Here is a 15,302-nt window from a genome sequence, read left to right as displayed (position 1 = left end):
AGCCTCGCCGTCGGGACGTCGGACGCGAGCGAGCTGCTCTCCGGCGGACGGCGGCACCACTGGGAGAGTTCGACGTCCGGGTCGGGCACCCGGTGAACAGGAGCATCGCGGGACGATGACGACGAACCAGCTCCGTCGCGTCAGCGGTACGAGGGGGCGTGCACGACCTCGAGCACCTCGGTGCCCAGGGTCCGCAGGGCCTCGACGACCGCGAGCCGCCGCTGCAGCGTCGCGTCGTCGAACGTCACCGTGACCGCGTAGCTCACCGACGAGCCGGGTCCGCGCAGGATGCCCGCCTCGGCCCGCACCCCCGTCGACGACCCCGTGACGACGACCGCCTGCAAGCCGTGGTCGAGCGCCCGGTGCGCGAGCGGGTCGAGGCCGAAGGCGCCGGCGAGCAGGCTGAGGTCGCTCGCCAGCGAGAGCCACCCGAGCACGCGGTTCGACACCGGTTCGTCGACGACCTCGCCGAGCGCCAGACCGCGCATGAGCCAGGCGAGCTCACCCGCCGGCGCGACGGAGGCATCGGGAGCGTCGTCGGGTCCCCGGCGGTCACGGACCCGGTCGATCAGCGCGGTCCGCTCGATGCCGAGCGCCTCGGCCCGCTCGCGCACGGCGTCGATGCCGACGGCGGAGAGCAATGCGTTCGTGGCCCACGCGTCGGCAGAGGCCCCGACGAGCGTCGCGAGGTCGGAGACCTGCATGGTCGACTCCTGCAGGAACTGCCACAGCCCCGCACCGGTGGCGGTGTCCCGGGCCATCCGCTGCAGCCGATCGCCGTGCAGGCGGCCGTCCTCGAGCTGGGCGGCCGTCTCGATCAGGAGCAGCACCCGGCCGAGACTCGCCACCGGCTGCACGAGCGTGTCGTCCACGGCGAGCAGCGCTCGGCCGGTCGAGGTGTCGATGACCGAGGCACTGACGGACGCACCGTCCCGTGCCAGCGCACCCAGCGCCTCCAGGCCGGCGCTGAACCGCTCGTCCGCTCCCCCGCGGTGGCGGCCACGCGCACGGACGCCCTCCGCGGCGTCGACCTGGTGTCGACGCCGCGGACGGCGGGTGGGGCCTGCGGAGGCACCCGGCTCCGGGCGACCGGCGCTCGGCTCGGCGTCCGGCTCGGACGACGGAGCCGCGTCCGACTCGGTCATCACCAGATCGCGACGCGCTCGGCCGGGTCGAGGTACATCGTGTCCGACTCCGTGACGCCGAAGGCCTCGTAGTAGCCGTCGATGTTCCGCACGATCTGGTTGCAGCGGAACTCGTTCGGCGAGTGCGGGTCGATGCTCAGCAGACGCGCTGCCTCCTCCGGGCGGATCGCCATCCGCCAGGCCTGCGCCCAGCTGAGGAAGAAGCGCTCGGCACCGGACAGCCCGTCCACGACCGGCGGCTCCTGGCCGTCGAGCGACAGCAGGTACGCCTTCCACGCGATCGACAGCCCGCCGAGGTCACCGATGTTCTCGCCGATGGTCAGCGCGCCGTTGACGTGTCCGTCCGGCACCTCCGTCGGCACGAGCGCGTCGTACTGGGCGATGAGGGCCTTCGTGCGCTCCTCGAACGCCTGGCGGTCGGCCTCGGTCCACCAGTTCTGCAGGCGGCCGTCGCCGTCGTACTGCGACCCCTGGTCGTCGAAGCCGTGGCCGATCTCGTGGCCGATCACCGCGCCGATCGCGCCGTAGTTCGCGGCCGCGTCGCGCGAGGCCTCGAAGAACGGGAACTGCAGGATCGCCGCGGGGAACACGATCTCGTTGAAGCCCGGGTTGTAGTACGCGTTGATCGTCTGCGGGGTCATGAACCACTCGTCGCGGTCGATCGGCGTGCCGATCTTGCCGAGCTCGCGGTCGACCTGGAAGCTCGCGACGGCCCGCACGTTGCCGACCAGGTCGTCGGGGCTGACCGACAGGGCGGAGTAGTCGCGCCACTTGACCGGGTAGCCGATCTTCGGCGTGAACTTGTCGAGCTTGTCGAGGGCACGTGCGCGGGTCTCGTCGGTCATCCAGTCGAGGCCGGTGATGCTCTGCCGGTACGCCTCGACCAGGTTGGCGACGAGGTCGTCCATCTCGGCCTTCGACGTCTCGTCGAAGTGCTCCTGCACGTAGATGCGGCCGACGGCCTCGCCCATCGCACCCTCGACCAGGGATACGCCGCGCTTCCAGCGCTCGCGCTGCTTCGGGGCACCGGTGAGGGCCGTGCCGTAGAACGAGAAGTTCGTCGCGGACATCGCGCTCGTCAGGTACGCCGCGGACCCGCGGATGACCTGCCAGCGCAGCCAGTCCTTCCACGCGTCGAGCGGCTGCGAGCGGAGGAGCTCCGCGAGCCCGGTGACGAAGGACGGCTCCCGGACCACGACGGTCTCGAACGCGCCGGCCGGCGCACCGATCGCCTGCCACCACAGGTGCAGGTCGGCGCCGTTCGCCAGCGCCGTCACCTCGTCCCAGGTCATCTTGTTGTAGGTCTTCTGGCTGTCGCGGGTGGTGACGTTGTCCCAGTGCACCGCGGCGAGCGCCGTCTCCAGCGCGATGACGGCCTCGGTGCTCTGCCCCGCGTCGGCGAAGCCCGCCAGCGGGAACATCGACGCGACGAACTCGCGGTACTTCGCGCGGATGTCGGCGAAGCGTTCCTCGCGGTAGTACGACTCGTCGGGCAGGCCCAGGCCGGACTGCTCGAGGAACACGACGTACGACTCCGGGTCGCCCGGGTCGTTGTCGACGAAGAGCTGGATGAACCCGGGCAGGCCCAGGCGCTCGAAGCGTCCGACCATCGCGATGACGTCGTCGGTCGTCTCGACGGCGTCGATCTCGCCGAGCAGCGGGTCGATCGGACCGGTGCCGAGGGCCTCGAGGCGCTCCTCGTGGGTGAACGACGTGTAGAGGTCCCCGACCTTGCGCTCCTCGGTGCCGGGCGCGGCCTGCTGCGAGCGCTCGACGATCTCGCGGACCGCGACCTCGGCGTCCTCGGCGAGCACCGTGAACGAGCCGTACCGGGCCTTGTCGTCGGGGATCGGCGTCTCCGCGATCCACGTCCCGTTGACGTGCCGGTAGAGGTCGTCCTGCGGGCGGACGTCCGGGTCGAGCTCGTCGGTGTGGATCCCTGAGGTGCGTGCGACGTCGGTCATGCGCTCCACGATAGCCACCGGTGCCCGGCCGGCACGGAGTCAGCAGTCACTCCGGTGTAGACATCCGTAGACAACCGCGTATCCTTCGGTCATGAAGACCATCACCGTGGGACAGCTGCGGCAGAACCCGACGCGCATGCTCGCTGAGGTCGAAGCGGGCGAGACCTACCGCGTGACTCGTCACGACCACGAAGTGGCACGGGTCGTCCCGCTGGCTCCTGGCCTTCCGGTGGTCCCCAGGAGACGTGCCGGGGGGTCACGCCTCGCGCAGCTCCCTCGACACGAGCTGCAGACCGCGCGGGACATCGACGAACTCCTGGCGGACGAGCGCGACAGGTGACCGTCTACTACCTCGACACCTCGGTCGCGCTCCGAGCACTGCTCGGGCACTCACCGTCCGCCGCCACCTGGATCGACGTTGTGTCCGCGGACCCGGGACACGAGCTGGTCACGTCTCGTCTGCTGCAGACGGAACTCACCCGTGTGCTCCGCCGCGAGCGACTACCCGTCGCCCTCCGGAACGAGCTCCTCGACGTCGTCGACGTCCTGCCGATCACCGACGGCGTGCTCGCGGCCGCGGAGTCCATCGAGCCCCACATCAAGACACTGGACGCTGTCCACCTCGGTTCGATCATCGCCGCCGGTCTCGACGCCACGATCGTCACGCACGACACCGGCATGCGGGCGGCCGCGGAGTACCTCGGGTACCCGTGCCACGATCCGGTGGCAGAGACCTGACTCGGCATCACGGTCCGGACACCCTCGTCCCCACGCGCCGACGAGCCGTGAAGGCACCGACGACGATCGCCGCGGCGGCGACCGCCGACGCTCCGACGGACACCTGGACGACCCCTGCCGCGTCCGGCACGATCGTCGTCACCTGCAGGTCGACGAGGGACAGGTAGGGCACCCAGGCCAGCAGGACCCACGCGGTGAGCAGCACCGGGAACAGTCGTGGCAGGGCGGTGAGTCCGGCGCCCATCACGATGGTGATGATCGGCAGGACGGTCAGCGAGTACCGGGTGTTGGGTGCTCCACCGCCGTGGACGTAGTCGATCTCGACGACGGTCAGGATCGCGGCGACCGCGAGGAACATCAGCACGATCAGCGTCGTCGACGTCCGGTCACGTCGCCGTCCGGTCGTCGCGGCCACGGTGCGGGACCGTCCGACATCCCGACGTCCGGCCGCCCAGGTCCCGACGACGCCCGCGAGGACCATCGGGAGGATCATGAGCACCCACTGCACGAGCTGGACCGGCTCGGCCGTGTCCAGGACGCCCCGGTAGATCCCGAACAGTCCGGTCCAGAAGTCCGGGTCCGTCGCGACCTCCGCCCTGGGGCGCACGACGCGCCCCATGTTCTCGATCCCCCAGTCCGCCTGCCGGCCGCTGAACGACCCGGTCAGCTGCTGGTTGCGGAACCAGAACCACCCCGACGCGAGCGCGGCGGTGACGACGGGGGTGGCGGCCGCGAGCAGACGCGCCGGCACACCGGTGAGCCTGCCGAACCGCACGGTGGGGGCGACCGCCAGCGCGACGACGAGGGCGACGAGCCAGAGCGCGAAGGACAGGCGCGTCGCCGTTCCCCCGGCACCGACGATCGCGGCGCCGACCAGGAGCCTGCTCGTGACACCGGTCCGCAGCGCCGCGCCCGCGATCCCGCAGGCGAGCACCGAGACCAGCACGAAGAGGACGTCGTTGTAGATCGACCCACCCTGTTGGACGAGCATGCCTGCGAAGGCCGTGACGACGGCGACCGCGCCCGGGAGCAGGCGGGCGGTGGGGAAGCACCGCCACGCGGCCCATGCGGACGCGAGGACCACACCGCCGGCCATCGCGGCACTCATCACCCGTCCGGCCAGCACCGCGGCCAGCGCGTCGCCGCCGTCGAACAGGGGTCCGACGACCGGGGCCAGGACGAGGTAGTACAGCGGCGGGTGCTGCGCGACCCACTGCACCGGGGTCGTGCTGCCGAACGGGGCGTTGTACGTGATGCCGTCCTCGAAGACGGGCAGGTGCGCGTGCCACACCGACAGGACGTAGTCGAGGTGCGCGGGCTCGTCGCCGCCCTCCAACGGTGGGTAGGTGAAGGCCCGTGCGACGGACGCAGCCACCACGAAGACGACGGCGGCGACGACCACCAGGTCGATCCAGGGTCGGGTCGCCGACCGGGCCGCGAGCCGGGTACTGGCGCGTCGGAAGCGTCTCATGTGCGGTGGTGCGTCCCTCTCCGGAGTGTCGTGCTCCCCACAGACAGGCTCCCACGGACGGCTGGACCGGACGGCAGCCGCTACGGTGCTGCCATGGGACTCGGCTGGAAGCTGCACGGTGACGGCGCGACCGTCTCCTCCTCGACCATCGTGGCGCCGGACGAGCGCCTCTCCTGGGGTCGCACCATCGGGCTCGGCGTGCAGCACGTCGTGGCGATGTTCGGCGCCACCTTCCTCGTGCCGCTCATCACGGGCTTCCCGCCCTCGACGACCCTGCTGTTCAGCGGTGTCGGCACGATCCTCTTCCTGCTCATCACCGGCAACCGTCTGCCGAGCTACCTCGGCTCGTCGTTCGCGTTCCTCGCCCCGATCGGCGCCGCGACGAAGATCGGCGGCATCCCGCTCGCGCTGTCCGGGATCATCGTGGTCGGCGTCCTGCTCGCCCTCGTCGGCGCGATCGTGCACCTGGCCGGGGCCGGGTGGATCGACCGGCTGATGCCCCCGGTGGTGTCGGGAGCGATCGTCGCCCTGATCGGCTTCAACCTCGCGCCGGCCGCACGTGACAACTTCACGAAGGCACCCGTCGTCGCGCTGATCACCCTGGCCGCGATCATCCTGGTCACGGTCCTGTTCAAGGGGCTGCTCGGTCGCCTGTCGATCGTCATCGGCGTGCTGGTCGGCTACGTCGCGGCGCTCCTCGCCGGCGAGGTCGACCTGACGAAGGCCGCATCCGCCCCCTGGATCGGCCTGCCGACCTTCACCGCCCCGGCCTTCGACCCGGGCCAGCTCGCGATCTACCTCGGCTTCGTGCCGGTCGTGCTCGCCCTGGTCGCCGAGAACGTCGGGCACGTCAAGGGCGTCGGCCAGCTGACCGGCCGCGACCTCACGCCGCTCACGGGTCGCGCGCTCTTCGCCGACGGCGTCTCGACCGTGCTCGCCGGTGCCGGTGGTGGTTCCGCGACGACCACCTACGGCGAGAACATCGGCGTGATGGCCGCCACCCGCGTGTTCTCGACGGCCGCGTACTGGGTCGCGGCGATCGTCGCGATCCTGCTCGGTCTGTCGCCGAAGGTCGGCATGGTCATCTCGTCGGTGCCGGCCGGGGTGCTCGGCGGTGCGACCACCGCGCTGTACGGCCTGATCGGCGTCATCGGCATCCGCATCTGGGTCGAGAACCGCGTCGACTTCGCGAAGCCGAAGAACCAGCTGACCGCCGGCATCGCGCTGATCATGGGCATCGCCGACTTCACGTTCTCGTTCGGCGGCGCGACCTTCGGCGGCATCATCGTCGGCACGGTCGCCGCGATCGTCGTCTACCACCTGATGGACCTGGTCGGCCGTGCCCGCGGCACGGACCCGGCGTCGCGACGGGCGTCGGACGAGGCGCGCGCCGCCACCGGGGCGATCCCGGCGGAGCCGCGCGCGGACTGAGCGGAGCCGCGCGCGGACCGAGCCGCGGGACCACCGGACGGGAGGCTCGTGGCGGCGCCGCCACGGGCCTCCCGTCCGTCGCGTGGTCCAGCCCGCCCGCTCCGTGGAGCAGCAATCGTCGGGTGGACGTGCTCGACCCGACGCTTCCTGCTCCACCGATGCACCGGACGAGCGGCGTCCGGTCAGGCCAGACCCGTCAGCGCAAGCCGGTCAGGCCGACCGTGAGCTGGACCACCGCCAGGACCGCGAGCACCGCGACCAGACCGACCGAACCCCACCGGGCGATCCCCGCGCGCATCGCGGCGAGGGGGCGACGGGCACGTGGACCGGCCGCGAGCACCAGGACCACGGGCAGCACCGTCGTCGACGCGGCGACCACGACGAAGGCCGCGCCGGCCGCCAGCGCCACGCCGGGACCGGGTTCGGCGTCCCCGAAGGCCAGGCCAGCGGCCAGGGCGAGCACGATCGCCTTCGGGTTGCAGAACAGGAGCATCCCGAGCCCGAAGGCGTGCACCGGACCGACCCGCTCGACCACGTCCGCCCAGCGGGTGCTGGACGGGGACCCGTCCGGCAGCCGACGGACCGCCCACTGCCAGACCGCGAGCCCGGCGAGCACCACCCCGGCGACCAGGGCGACGATCGCCTGGACCGATGATCCGCCTGCCGTCTGCACGGGGAGCCGCTCCCCCACCGCGACCGCCAGCACGAGTGCCACGGCGACGGCCACGACCCAGCCCGCGGTGCAGGCGACCGCGGGCGCGTAGCCCCGCCGGTGCCCGAGCAGCACGACCACGGACGCGACGGGCAGCGGGCTCAGCGCGATGCCGACGGCGCCGGGCGCGAGCGCGAGGAGGTCCACGGCCGCAGCGTACCGACGGCGAGCCGGGCCGGTGCTGCTCCGACTCCGGCAGGATGGTCCGGTGCCCCGACCGACCTCGCCCGCCGCGACCACCGAGCGTCGGTCGGTCGACCGGGACATCGTCCGGCTCGCGCTGCCGGCGCTCGGCGCACTCGTGGTCGAGCCGCTGTTCCTGCTCACCGACACCGCGCTCGTCGGGCACCTGGGGGCGACCGCGCTGGCCGCCGTGGGCCTGGCGAGCGTCGTGCTGCAGACGGTGACCGGCCTGCTCGTCTTCCTGGCGTACTCGACGACACCGGCGGTGGCCCGAGCGCTGGGCGGCGGTGACCGCCGCGGTGCGGTGCACGCCGGCATCGACGGGATGTGGCTCGCCCTCGGACTCGGGGTCCTGCTCGCGCTCGTCGGCTGGCCGCTCGCGGGGCCGCTCGTCGACCTGTTCGGCGCCTCGGCAGAGGTCTCGGCCGCGGCGACCGCGTACCTGACCGTCTCGCTGATCGGGCTCCCCGGGATCCTGGTGGTGACGGCCTCGACCGGACTGCTGCGCGGGCTGCAGGACACCAGGACCCCGCTGGTCGTGGCGTCGATCGGCTTCGTGGCGAACGGGCTGCTCAACGCCGTGCTCATCTACGGCGCGGGCTGGGGCGTCGAGGGGTCCGCCGCCGGCACCGTGATCGTGCAGTGGGCGATGGCCGCCGTGTACGTCGTGATCGCCGTCCGGGCCGCCCGGGCATCGGGTGCACCGCTACGACCGGGGGCCTCGGGCGTGGTGCGGGCGCTCCGGTCCGGGGCCTGGCTGTTCCTGCGCACGGCGTCGTTGCGCGTGGCGATGCTCGCGACCGTCGCCACCGCGTCGGGCCTCGGCACGACCGGCCTGGCGACGACCCAGGTCGGTCTGACGGTGTTCTCGACGCTGGCCTTCGCCCTCGACGCCCTGGCCATCGCGGGGCAGGCGCTCGTCGGCCACGGGCTCGGCGCACGCGACCCCGACCGGGTGCGGCTCGTGACCCGGCGGCTCGTGCTGCTCGGCATCGTCGGCGGCGTGCTGCTCGGGGTGCTGACCCTCGCGGTGAGCGGACTGCTCGGGCCGGTGTTCTCCGACTCGGCCGCGGTGCGCTCGGCCCTGCCGCTCGTGCTCGTGCTCATCGCCGTCGGGATGCCCGTCGCCGGGTACGTGTTCGTGCTCGACGGGGTGCTCATCGGTGCCGGTGACGCGCGGTACCTGGCCCTGGCCGGGCTCGTGAACCTGGTCGTGTACCTGCCGCTGCTCTGGTGGGTCGGCGGGACGCTCGCCGGGCTCTGGGCGGCCTTCGCGCTCGGGTACATCGGCGTCCGGGCCGTGACCCTCGGGGTGCGGGCGCACCGGCGGGGCTGGGTCGAACAGGCGCTGGCGCGGTGACCGGGCGCACGCACGGGCGCGGGCGCGTCGCGTCGTCGGCGCTGCTCGCCACGATCGGCATCGGGGTGCAGGGGCTCGCGAAACTACTCGTCACCGTCGTCGTCGGCCGGGTGTTCGGCACCGAGACCCTCGGCCAGACCACCGCACTGCTGTCGATGTCGGTCTTCACCGCGCTGCTCTGGCCGAACGCCGCCGGCAACACCGCGTCGCGGGTGCTCGCGATCGCCCTGCGCGGGCGGCGGTCGGACACCGCGGTGAACCGGTTGCTCGGAGCGTCGATGGCGGTGTCGAGCGTCGTGCTCGCCGCCGTCACCGTCCCCGTCGCCCTCGCGTGGGGTGCGAGCCCGGGGATGGTCGTCGGTGGGGTCGGGGTCGTCGTCGGGTACGGGCTGTACTGCTACGCCCGCGGCGCCCAGCTCGGGTACGACCGGGCTCCGAAGGTCGCACTGTGGGACACGGTCACGAGCCTGCTCGCCCTCGGGTTGCTCGTCGCAGCGTGCGTCGCCCGGCTCGAGCCGCTCGTGCTGCTGCCCCTGGCGATCGGGTACACCGTGTTCGCCGTCGCCTGCTGGCCGCGGGGCAACCGCGCTCCCGGCGCACCGGAACCGACCGCGGGGGTGCTCGCCTTCGCGGCGTGGAACGTCCTGGCGGTCGTGACCTCGAACGGGCTGCTGCAGCTCACGATGATCTCGGCGCAGGTCTCCGTCTCGGCGCACGAGGCCGGTGTCTACGCGGCGGCGTTCACCCTGGCGACCCCGGCGTCGATGGTCGGGCAGGCGCTCGGCCAGGTGCTCGTGCCGGCGTTCGCACACCGGTCGGACGGCGGGTCGCTGCGCTCGCGCGGGGTGCTCCTGCTCGTCGGGGGCTTCACCGCGGGGACCGCCGTGGTGTTCGGGCTCGTCGCGTGGCTCGCCGGGTGGTTCCTGCCGCTCGTCTACCCCGCCGAGGGGGCCGAGGCCGTCGCGGACCTGCGCTACCTGATGGTCGGCGTCTGGGTGTTCACCGTCGGACTCGTGCCGGCGGCGCTGCTGCTCGCCTCCGGACGGTCACGGCAGGTGGCGCTGGCGTCGGTCGCCGGGTTCGTCGTCGGGGTGGTGCTCATGGCGGTGCTCGCGCCGACGTGGGGTGTGGCCGGGGGCAGCACGGGGTTCCTGGTGGGGAGTGCGGTGAACCTCGTCGTGGTGGTCGTGCTCGGGCTGCGCGCCGCGCGATAGTTTGTTATGAACGACGTCTTTCATAACAGATCATCGGAGGACCATGCAGCCGAGCCCCTACACACCTGGCGAGATAGCCCGCGCTGTTCCTGGTCGCGCCCACCAACTTGCCGAGCTGGACGAGCGCCTGTCCGTCCTCGTCGACCTCCGCCGTCTTGTGGGTCGGATCCGCGTCGACCACGCCGCTCGTGGCTTCGGCAAGACCTCCTTGCTCCGCGAGTACCAACGCCGGGCTGTCCTCCGTGGAGCGGACACCGTGTGGGTGACAGCGGGTGAGCCCCAGGGGCTCATCGGCCAGATCGTCGACGAGTTGCGGCGGACCGCTGACACGGACGGCACGGCGCTCGGTGACAAGGTCGACTCAGTCCGGCTCTCACTCGGGGTTCCAGGGTTCGCGAGCGCAACCGGTACCTTCCGACCTGCTGCTCGGGAGGACGGGAACGCCCCCGCGGGAGCCCGCGCGTTCGAGGACGTCATCCGCGCGGCCACCACCGAGCGACCGCTGGTGATCCTCGTCGACGAGATCCAGTCGGCGGACGCAGCCGGCCTCCGGACATTGGTTTACGCCTGGCAACATCTCCAGGCCGAGGGCGCAGACGTCCCAGCGGCGGTGTTCGCGGCCGGCCTTCCGAACGCACCGGAGACCATTGCGGAGATCGTCACCTTCAGCGAGCGCCTCGCCTACCGGCCGCTCGGTGCCCTGGACAGTGTCGCAGAGGAGATCGCCCTGGTCGGGCCAGCTCGTCTCCTCGGGGTGCAGTGGACACAAGAGGCCGTCAGCCGGGCCCTGTCGATCGCTCAGGGCTACCCGTACTCCGTCCAGCTCATCGCCGACTCCGCGTGGACGGCGGCAGGGCGACCCGACCCAGGCGCGGTCATCGACGTCGTCGCCGTCGAGACCGGACACCGTTCGATGCAGGCAGACCTCGAAGCCCTCTTCCGGGCGCGATGGTCCACCTGCTCGAGCTCGGAACGGCGCATGCTGACCGCCATGGCCGGACTCGGCGACGGACCGACGTCCCGGTCGTCGATCGCGGCGGCGCTGGGCACCGGGACGAACCAGCTCTCGACGCCACGGGCGAGGCTCATCGACAAGGGGCTGATCCAACCAGCCGACCGGGGAATGCTCGAATTCACGATCCCCGGATTCGCCACCTTCGTCCGCTCCGAGTGCGCCTGACGGCGCGGCGGAAGCGGCAGGGTCGGTGTCACGGACGCCCTGAGTCCGTGTCGAAGGTCCGGTACCGTTGGAGCACGCGACAGCCGACTCGATGCGGGGGACGACCGATGAGCCATGACCAGTACCCGGGCCAGGGGGGCCAGGGGCGCCAGGGCCAGCACCAGCCGCAGTACGCGCAGCAGCCGCCGCAGTACGCGCAGGCGCAGCAGTACGGGCAGCCGACGCACGTCACCGTGGGATTCCAGCCGGCTCCGCCCCGTGGCCTCAGCATCACGAGCATGGTGCTCGGCCTCGTATCGATCGTCCTCGGCTTCACCTTCCTCGTGCCGCTCGTCGGGTTCGTCCTCGGCATCGTGGGTCTCCGGAAGGAACCCGCAGGGCGTGGGATGGCCGTCACCGGTCTGATCCTGAACGGACTGTTCGTCGTGGGGTGGGCGCTGTTCCTGATCGTCGTGATCGGCATCGGCGCAGCCGGCATCGCCACGAGCGGCACGTCGGGCTCGTAGCCCACCGACGGGCTCAGGCCCGGCGCACCGGCCCCGTCGTGTCGCCGATCCGCAGCTCCGACCGGAAGGCCGCCGGCTGCGGTTCGGCCCCCTCGAGCATCGCGAGTGCCGCGCGTGCGGCAGCCCGACCCTTCTGCTCGAACGGCTGCACCAGGGTCGTGAGCTGCCGGATCGGCGACCGGTGGAGCAGGCTGTCGTCCACGGTGATGCCGTCGAACCCGATGACGCTGACGTCCTCGGGCACCCGGAGTCCGGCGTCGAGCGCTGCCGAGACGACCCCGACGGCGAGCAGGTCGCTCTGCGCCACGACCGCTGTGGGCGTGGGCGCCCCTGGCGCGAACAGCGTCCGCCCGGCGACCCGGCCGTCCTCGACCGAACTCCCCGCGGCTTCGATCGCGGGCGCGTCCGGGTAGACCTCACGGACGCCGCGGAGCCGCTCGAGCGTCGTGTGGGCGACGCCCGACGCCTCGCGGACGGCATCGACCGGACCGCAGCGCCGCTCGGCGTCGAGCGGCAGGGTCACGATCGTCACGGCGGTGTGACCGAGGTCGGCGAGGTACGACGCAGCCCGGTGCGAGGCCTCGCGGTTGTCGAGCTGGACGGGCACGGCACCCTCGATGTCGTCCGCCTCGATCGCGACGACGGGGATCTGCCGACGACGGAGCACGGCGACGGCGGGGTCGATCCGGACGTTGCACCCGACCAGGACCACGGCGTCCATCGGGGCGTCGACGATCGGTCCGGCACCGTGCTCGTCGTCGAGGGGGCTGCGCACGAGGAGCAGGGAGGCACCGGCCTCGCCCGCGACCTCGGCGATGCCGTCGAGCGTCAGGACGTTCACCGGGTCGCGGAAGGCGTCGCTCAGGCGCTCGTCCATCACCACGCCGATGACCCCGGAGCGGCCCCGGCGGAGCGAGCGTGCCCGAGGGTCGGGACCCCCGTAGCCGAGCTCGGCGGCGGCGGCGAGCACGCGGGCCTTCGCATCGTCGGAGACCGGCCCCGCACCGCTGAAGGCGAGGGACGCGGTCGAGGGCGCGACGCCCGCTGCCCGTGCGACCGCGGCGAGGGTCGGCCTCGGCCCACGGCGCGCCGGACCGTCGGCGTGGTCGCGGGGGTTCGTCGCCCCGGACGCGCCGGGTGCTGTTGCCGGGTGGTCCATCGCCCGTTAGCGTAGTCACACGATCCGGTCGAATCGATTCGACCGGACAGCCGGAGGCGGGCATCCGACCAGGAACCCTCCGACCGGCGACCGCCACGACCAGCACGAGACCGGAAAGCTCCGCATGACGACGACGTCCACCCGATCCGCCCCGACGACCCGCACCTGGATCATCGCGGTCTTCGTGGCCTTCACGCTGTCCGGCCTGGCCATCGCGACCTGGCTCGGACGCATCCCGAGCGTGCGCGACTCCCTCGGTGCCTCCACCTTCGAGATGGGCCTGCTCGTGCTCGGCATGGCGGTCGGCTCGATCGGTGGCCTGACCTTCGCCGGCCACATCGTCGCGAAGGTCGGTGCACGCCGGGGTGTGCAGGTGGCCTCGGTCTGCCTCGCGGTCGGCCTCGTCTTCGCGGGCTTGGCCGTCACCTACGGCTGGGGCTTCGCGGCGATCTGGGTCGGCCTCATCGCGTTCGGGTTCGGCAACGGTCTGGTCGACGTGTCGATGAACGTCTCCGGCGCCGCCGCCGAGAAGGCCGGCGGACGCACGATCATGCCGCTCTTCCACGCGGCGTTCAGCGTCGGCACGCTCGCCGGGGCCGGCCTCGGCGCGCTCACCGAGAAGCTCGAGGTGCCGGTCGTCCTGCACTTCGCCGTGCTCGGCGTCGTGGTCTGCCTGGTCATGCTCGCCGCGGCCTCGCGCTTCGGCGACGAGCACCGGTACGAGGAGCACGAGTCCACCGCGACCAGCCCGACTCCGGTGCAGCTCACGCGCCGGCAGGTCTGGGCACAGCCGTCGACGCTCCTCATCGGGGTCATCGTGCTCGGCATGGCGCTGGCCGAGGGCTCCGCGAACGACTGGCTGCCCCTCGCCATGATCGACGGCCACGGGCTCGACAACGCCGCGGGGTCCGCGGTGCTCACGGTGTTCCTCGCGGCGATGACCGCCGGACGCATCGCCGGCAGCCCGCTCATCGACCGGTTCGGCCGGGTGCCCGTGCTCCGCGTCAGCGCCGCCGTCGCCGTGGTCGGCCTCGGCCTGCTCATCTTCGTCGACGTGATCCCGATCGCGATCGTCGGCGTGGTGCTCTGGGGGCTCGGGGCGAGCCTCGGCTTCCCGATGGGCATGTCTGCCGCGGCCGACGACCCCCGCTCGGCAGCGCTCAAGGTCAGCGCGGTGGCGACCATCGGCTACGTGGCGTTCCTCGCCGGTCCCCCGCTGATCGGGTTCCTCGGCGAGCACATCGGCCTGCTCGGCGCCCTGCTCGTGGTGTTCGTGTTCATCATCGCGGCCGGCCTGGCGTCGGGTGCGGCCCGTGAGACCGGCGCAGCGGCGGAGACCCTGCGGAAGCGACGCGCAGGCCGGGGCGACCACGGTGGCCGGGGAGACGGCGGCGACCACGGGGTGGCAGGTGACCAGCAGCCGGACGCGCGGCAGCACGACGAGGGCGGGTCGCGCCTCCCGGCCGGGACGGACGACACGATGGCGGACCCGGCAGCGTCGGGCGGAACGCGCGCCGACCGTTAGGATCGCCGGGTGCGTCTCGTCATCGCCCGCTGCTCCGTCGACTACGCCGGACGCCTGTCGGCCCACCTGCCGCTCGCGACCCGCCTGCTCATGCTCAAGGCGGACGGCTCGCTGCTCGTCCACTCGGACGGCGGCAGCTACAAGCCGCTGAACTGGATGAGCCCGCCGTGCTCGATCGAGATGACCGAGCCCGACGAGGAGCAGGCGAGCGCCGGCATCACCCAGGTCTGGACCGTCACGCAGAAGAAGACGCAGGACAAGCTCATCGTCAGCCTGTACGAGGTGATCGCGGACGAGGCCCACGACCTCGGCGTCGACCCCGGCCTGGTGAAGGACGGCGTCGAGGCGCACCTGCAGCAACTCCTGGCGGAGCAGATCGAGCTCCTCGGCGACGGGCACACGCTCGTCCGCCGCGAGTACATGACGGCGATCGGTCCGGTCGACATCCTGGCGCGGGACGACGCGGGCGCGAGCGTCGCGGTCGAGATGAAGCGCAACGCCAACATCGACGCGGTCGAGCAGCTCACCCGGTACCTCGAGCTGATGAACCGCGACCCGCACCTGCGGCCGGTGCAGGGCGTGCTGGCCGCGCAGACGGTCGCTCCACAGGCCCGCACCCTGGCCGAGGACCGCGGGATCCGCGTCCTCGTGCTCGACTACGACGCGATGCGCGGCATCGAGGGCGGGCACACCCGCCTGTTCTGAGCGGTCGCG

At 72.3% G+C, this 15,302-nt stretch carries 14 protein-coding genes; 9 read left to right on the top strand and 5 right to left on the bottom strand.

Going from position 1 to position 15,302, the window contains the following annotated elements; translation table 11 throughout:
• Positions 1 to 140: 140 nt before the first annotated feature.
• Both D8M35_RS00505 and D8M35_RS00500 read right to left on the bottom strand, forming a co-directional pair.
• Positions 141 to 1,145 (bottom strand): serine hydrolase, encoded by a 1,005-nt coding sequence (locus tag D8M35_RS00505; protein ID WP_126890035.1) that lies wholly within the window; start codon positions 1,143 to 1,145, stop codon positions 141 to 143.
• Complete coding sequence (locus D8M35_RS00500) at positions 1,145 to 3,109, bottom strand: M13 family metallopeptidase (RefSeq protein WP_126890034.1); 1,965 nt, start codon at positions 3,107 to 3,109, stop codon at positions 1,145 to 1,147. The genes D8M35_RS00505 and D8M35_RS00500 overlap by 1 nt, the downstream gene beginning before the upstream one ends.
• Positions 3,110 to 3,200: 91 nt before the next feature.
• Here D8M35_RS00500 and D8M35_RS00495 point away from each other — a divergent pair, with 91 nt between their 5' ends.
• Positions 3,201 to 3,449 carry a type II toxin-antitoxin system Phd/YefM family antitoxin gene (locus tag D8M35_RS00495; RefSeq protein WP_126890033.1) on the top strand — a complete coding sequence of 83 codons (249 nt, stop codon included), beginning with the start codon at positions 3,201 to 3,203 and terminating at the stop codon, positions 3,447 to 3,449.
• On the top strand, positions 3,446 to 3,847 hold the full coding sequence (locus D8M35_RS00490) for a PIN domain-containing protein (protein WP_126890032.1): 402 nt from the start codon (positions 3,446 to 3,448) through the stop codon (positions 3,845 to 3,847). The genes D8M35_RS00495 and D8M35_RS00490 overlap by 4 nt, the downstream gene beginning before the upstream one ends.
• Before the next feature lie 7 nt (positions 3,848 to 3,854).
• On the opposite strand, the gene D8M35_RS00485 is transcribed toward D8M35_RS00490, so the two are convergent.
• Entirely contained in the window at positions 3,855 to 5,318 is a 1,464-nt protein-coding gene (locus D8M35_RS00485) for a hypothetical protein (protein ID WP_126890031.1), read from the bottom strand.
• A gap of 93 nt (positions 5,319 to 5,411) precedes the next feature.
• Here D8M35_RS00485 and D8M35_RS00480 point away from each other — a divergent pair, with 93 nt between their 5' ends.
• Positions 5,412 to 6,749: a uracil-xanthine permease family protein gene (locus D8M35_RS00480; protein ID WP_126890030.1), complete on the top strand. Its 1,338-nt coding sequence runs from the start codon at positions 5,412 to 5,414 to the stop codon at positions 6,747 to 6,749.
• 196 nt (positions 6,750 to 6,945) lie between these two features.
• Here the strand turns inward: D8M35_RS00480 and D8M35_RS00475 are convergent, their stop codons facing one another.
• Positions 6,946 to 7,608 carry a GAP family protein gene (locus tag D8M35_RS00475; RefSeq protein WP_161972536.1) on the bottom strand — a complete coding sequence of 221 codons (663 nt, stop codon included), beginning with the start codon at positions 7,606 to 7,608 and terminating at the stop codon, positions 6,946 to 6,948.
• Between the two features lie 61 nt (positions 7,609 to 7,669).
• Here D8M35_RS00475 and D8M35_RS00470 point away from each other — a divergent pair, with 61 nt between their 5' ends.
• The 4 genes from D8M35_RS00470 (at position 7,670) to D8M35_RS00455 (ending at position 11,904) form a co-directional block, all read left to right on the top strand.
• The gene (locus D8M35_RS00470) at positions 7,670 to 9,004 is read left to right on the top strand and encodes an MATE family efflux transporter (RefSeq protein WP_126890028.1); all 1,335 of its coding nucleotides are present in this window, start codon (positions 7,670 to 7,672) and stop codon (positions 9,002 to 9,004) included.
• Entirely contained in the window at positions 9,001 to 10,218 is a 1,218-nt protein-coding gene (locus tag D8M35_RS00465; RefSeq protein WP_126890027.1) for a lipopolysaccharide biosynthesis protein, read from the top strand. The genes D8M35_RS00470 and D8M35_RS00465 overlap by 4 nt, the downstream gene beginning before the upstream one ends.
• 43 nt (positions 10,219 to 10,261) lie before the next feature.
• Complete coding sequence (locus tag D8M35_RS00460) at positions 10,262 to 11,398, top strand: ATP-binding protein (protein ID WP_126890026.1); 1,137 nt, start codon at positions 10,262 to 10,264, stop codon at positions 11,396 to 11,398.
• 107 nt (positions 11,399 to 11,505) lie between these two features.
• Positions 11,506 to 11,904: a DUF4190 domain-containing protein gene (locus D8M35_RS00455; protein WP_126890025.1), complete on the top strand. Its 399-nt coding sequence runs from the start codon at positions 11,506 to 11,508 to the stop codon at positions 11,902 to 11,904.
• Between the two features lie 13 nt (positions 11,905 to 11,917).
• Here the strand turns inward: D8M35_RS00455 and D8M35_RS00450 are convergent, their stop codons facing one another.
• Positions 11,918 to 13,063 carry a substrate-binding domain-containing protein gene (locus D8M35_RS00450; RefSeq protein WP_126890024.1) on the bottom strand — a complete coding sequence of 382 codons (1,146 nt, stop codon included), beginning with the start codon at positions 13,061 to 13,063 and terminating at the stop codon, positions 11,918 to 11,920.
• A 124-nt stretch (positions 13,064 to 13,187) separates the two neighbouring features.
• Between D8M35_RS00450 and D8M35_RS00445 the strand changes: the two genes are divergently transcribed.
• Both D8M35_RS00445 and nucS read left to right on the top strand, forming a co-directional pair.
• Positions 13,188 to 14,588: an MFS transporter gene (locus D8M35_RS00445; protein WP_238638027.1), complete on the top strand. Its 1,401-nt coding sequence runs from the start codon at positions 13,188 to 13,190 to the stop codon at positions 14,586 to 14,588.
• Between the two features lie 9 nt (positions 14,589 to 14,597).
• Positions 14,598 to 15,293, top strand: a complete 696-nt coding sequence (gene nucS / locus D8M35_RS00440; protein ID WP_126890023.1) for an endonuclease NucS — start codon at positions 14,598 to 14,600, stop codon at positions 15,291 to 15,293.
• The last annotated feature ends 9 nt before the right edge of the window (positions 15,294 to 15,302 follow it).

This window comes from Curtobacterium sp. HSID17257 (genome assembly GCF_003989515.1).
Taxonomy (GTDB): Bacteria; Actinomycetota; Actinomycetes; order Actinomycetales; family Microbacteriaceae; genus Curtobacterium.
This window is presented reverse-complemented; position numbering and strand designations above follow the sequence as displayed.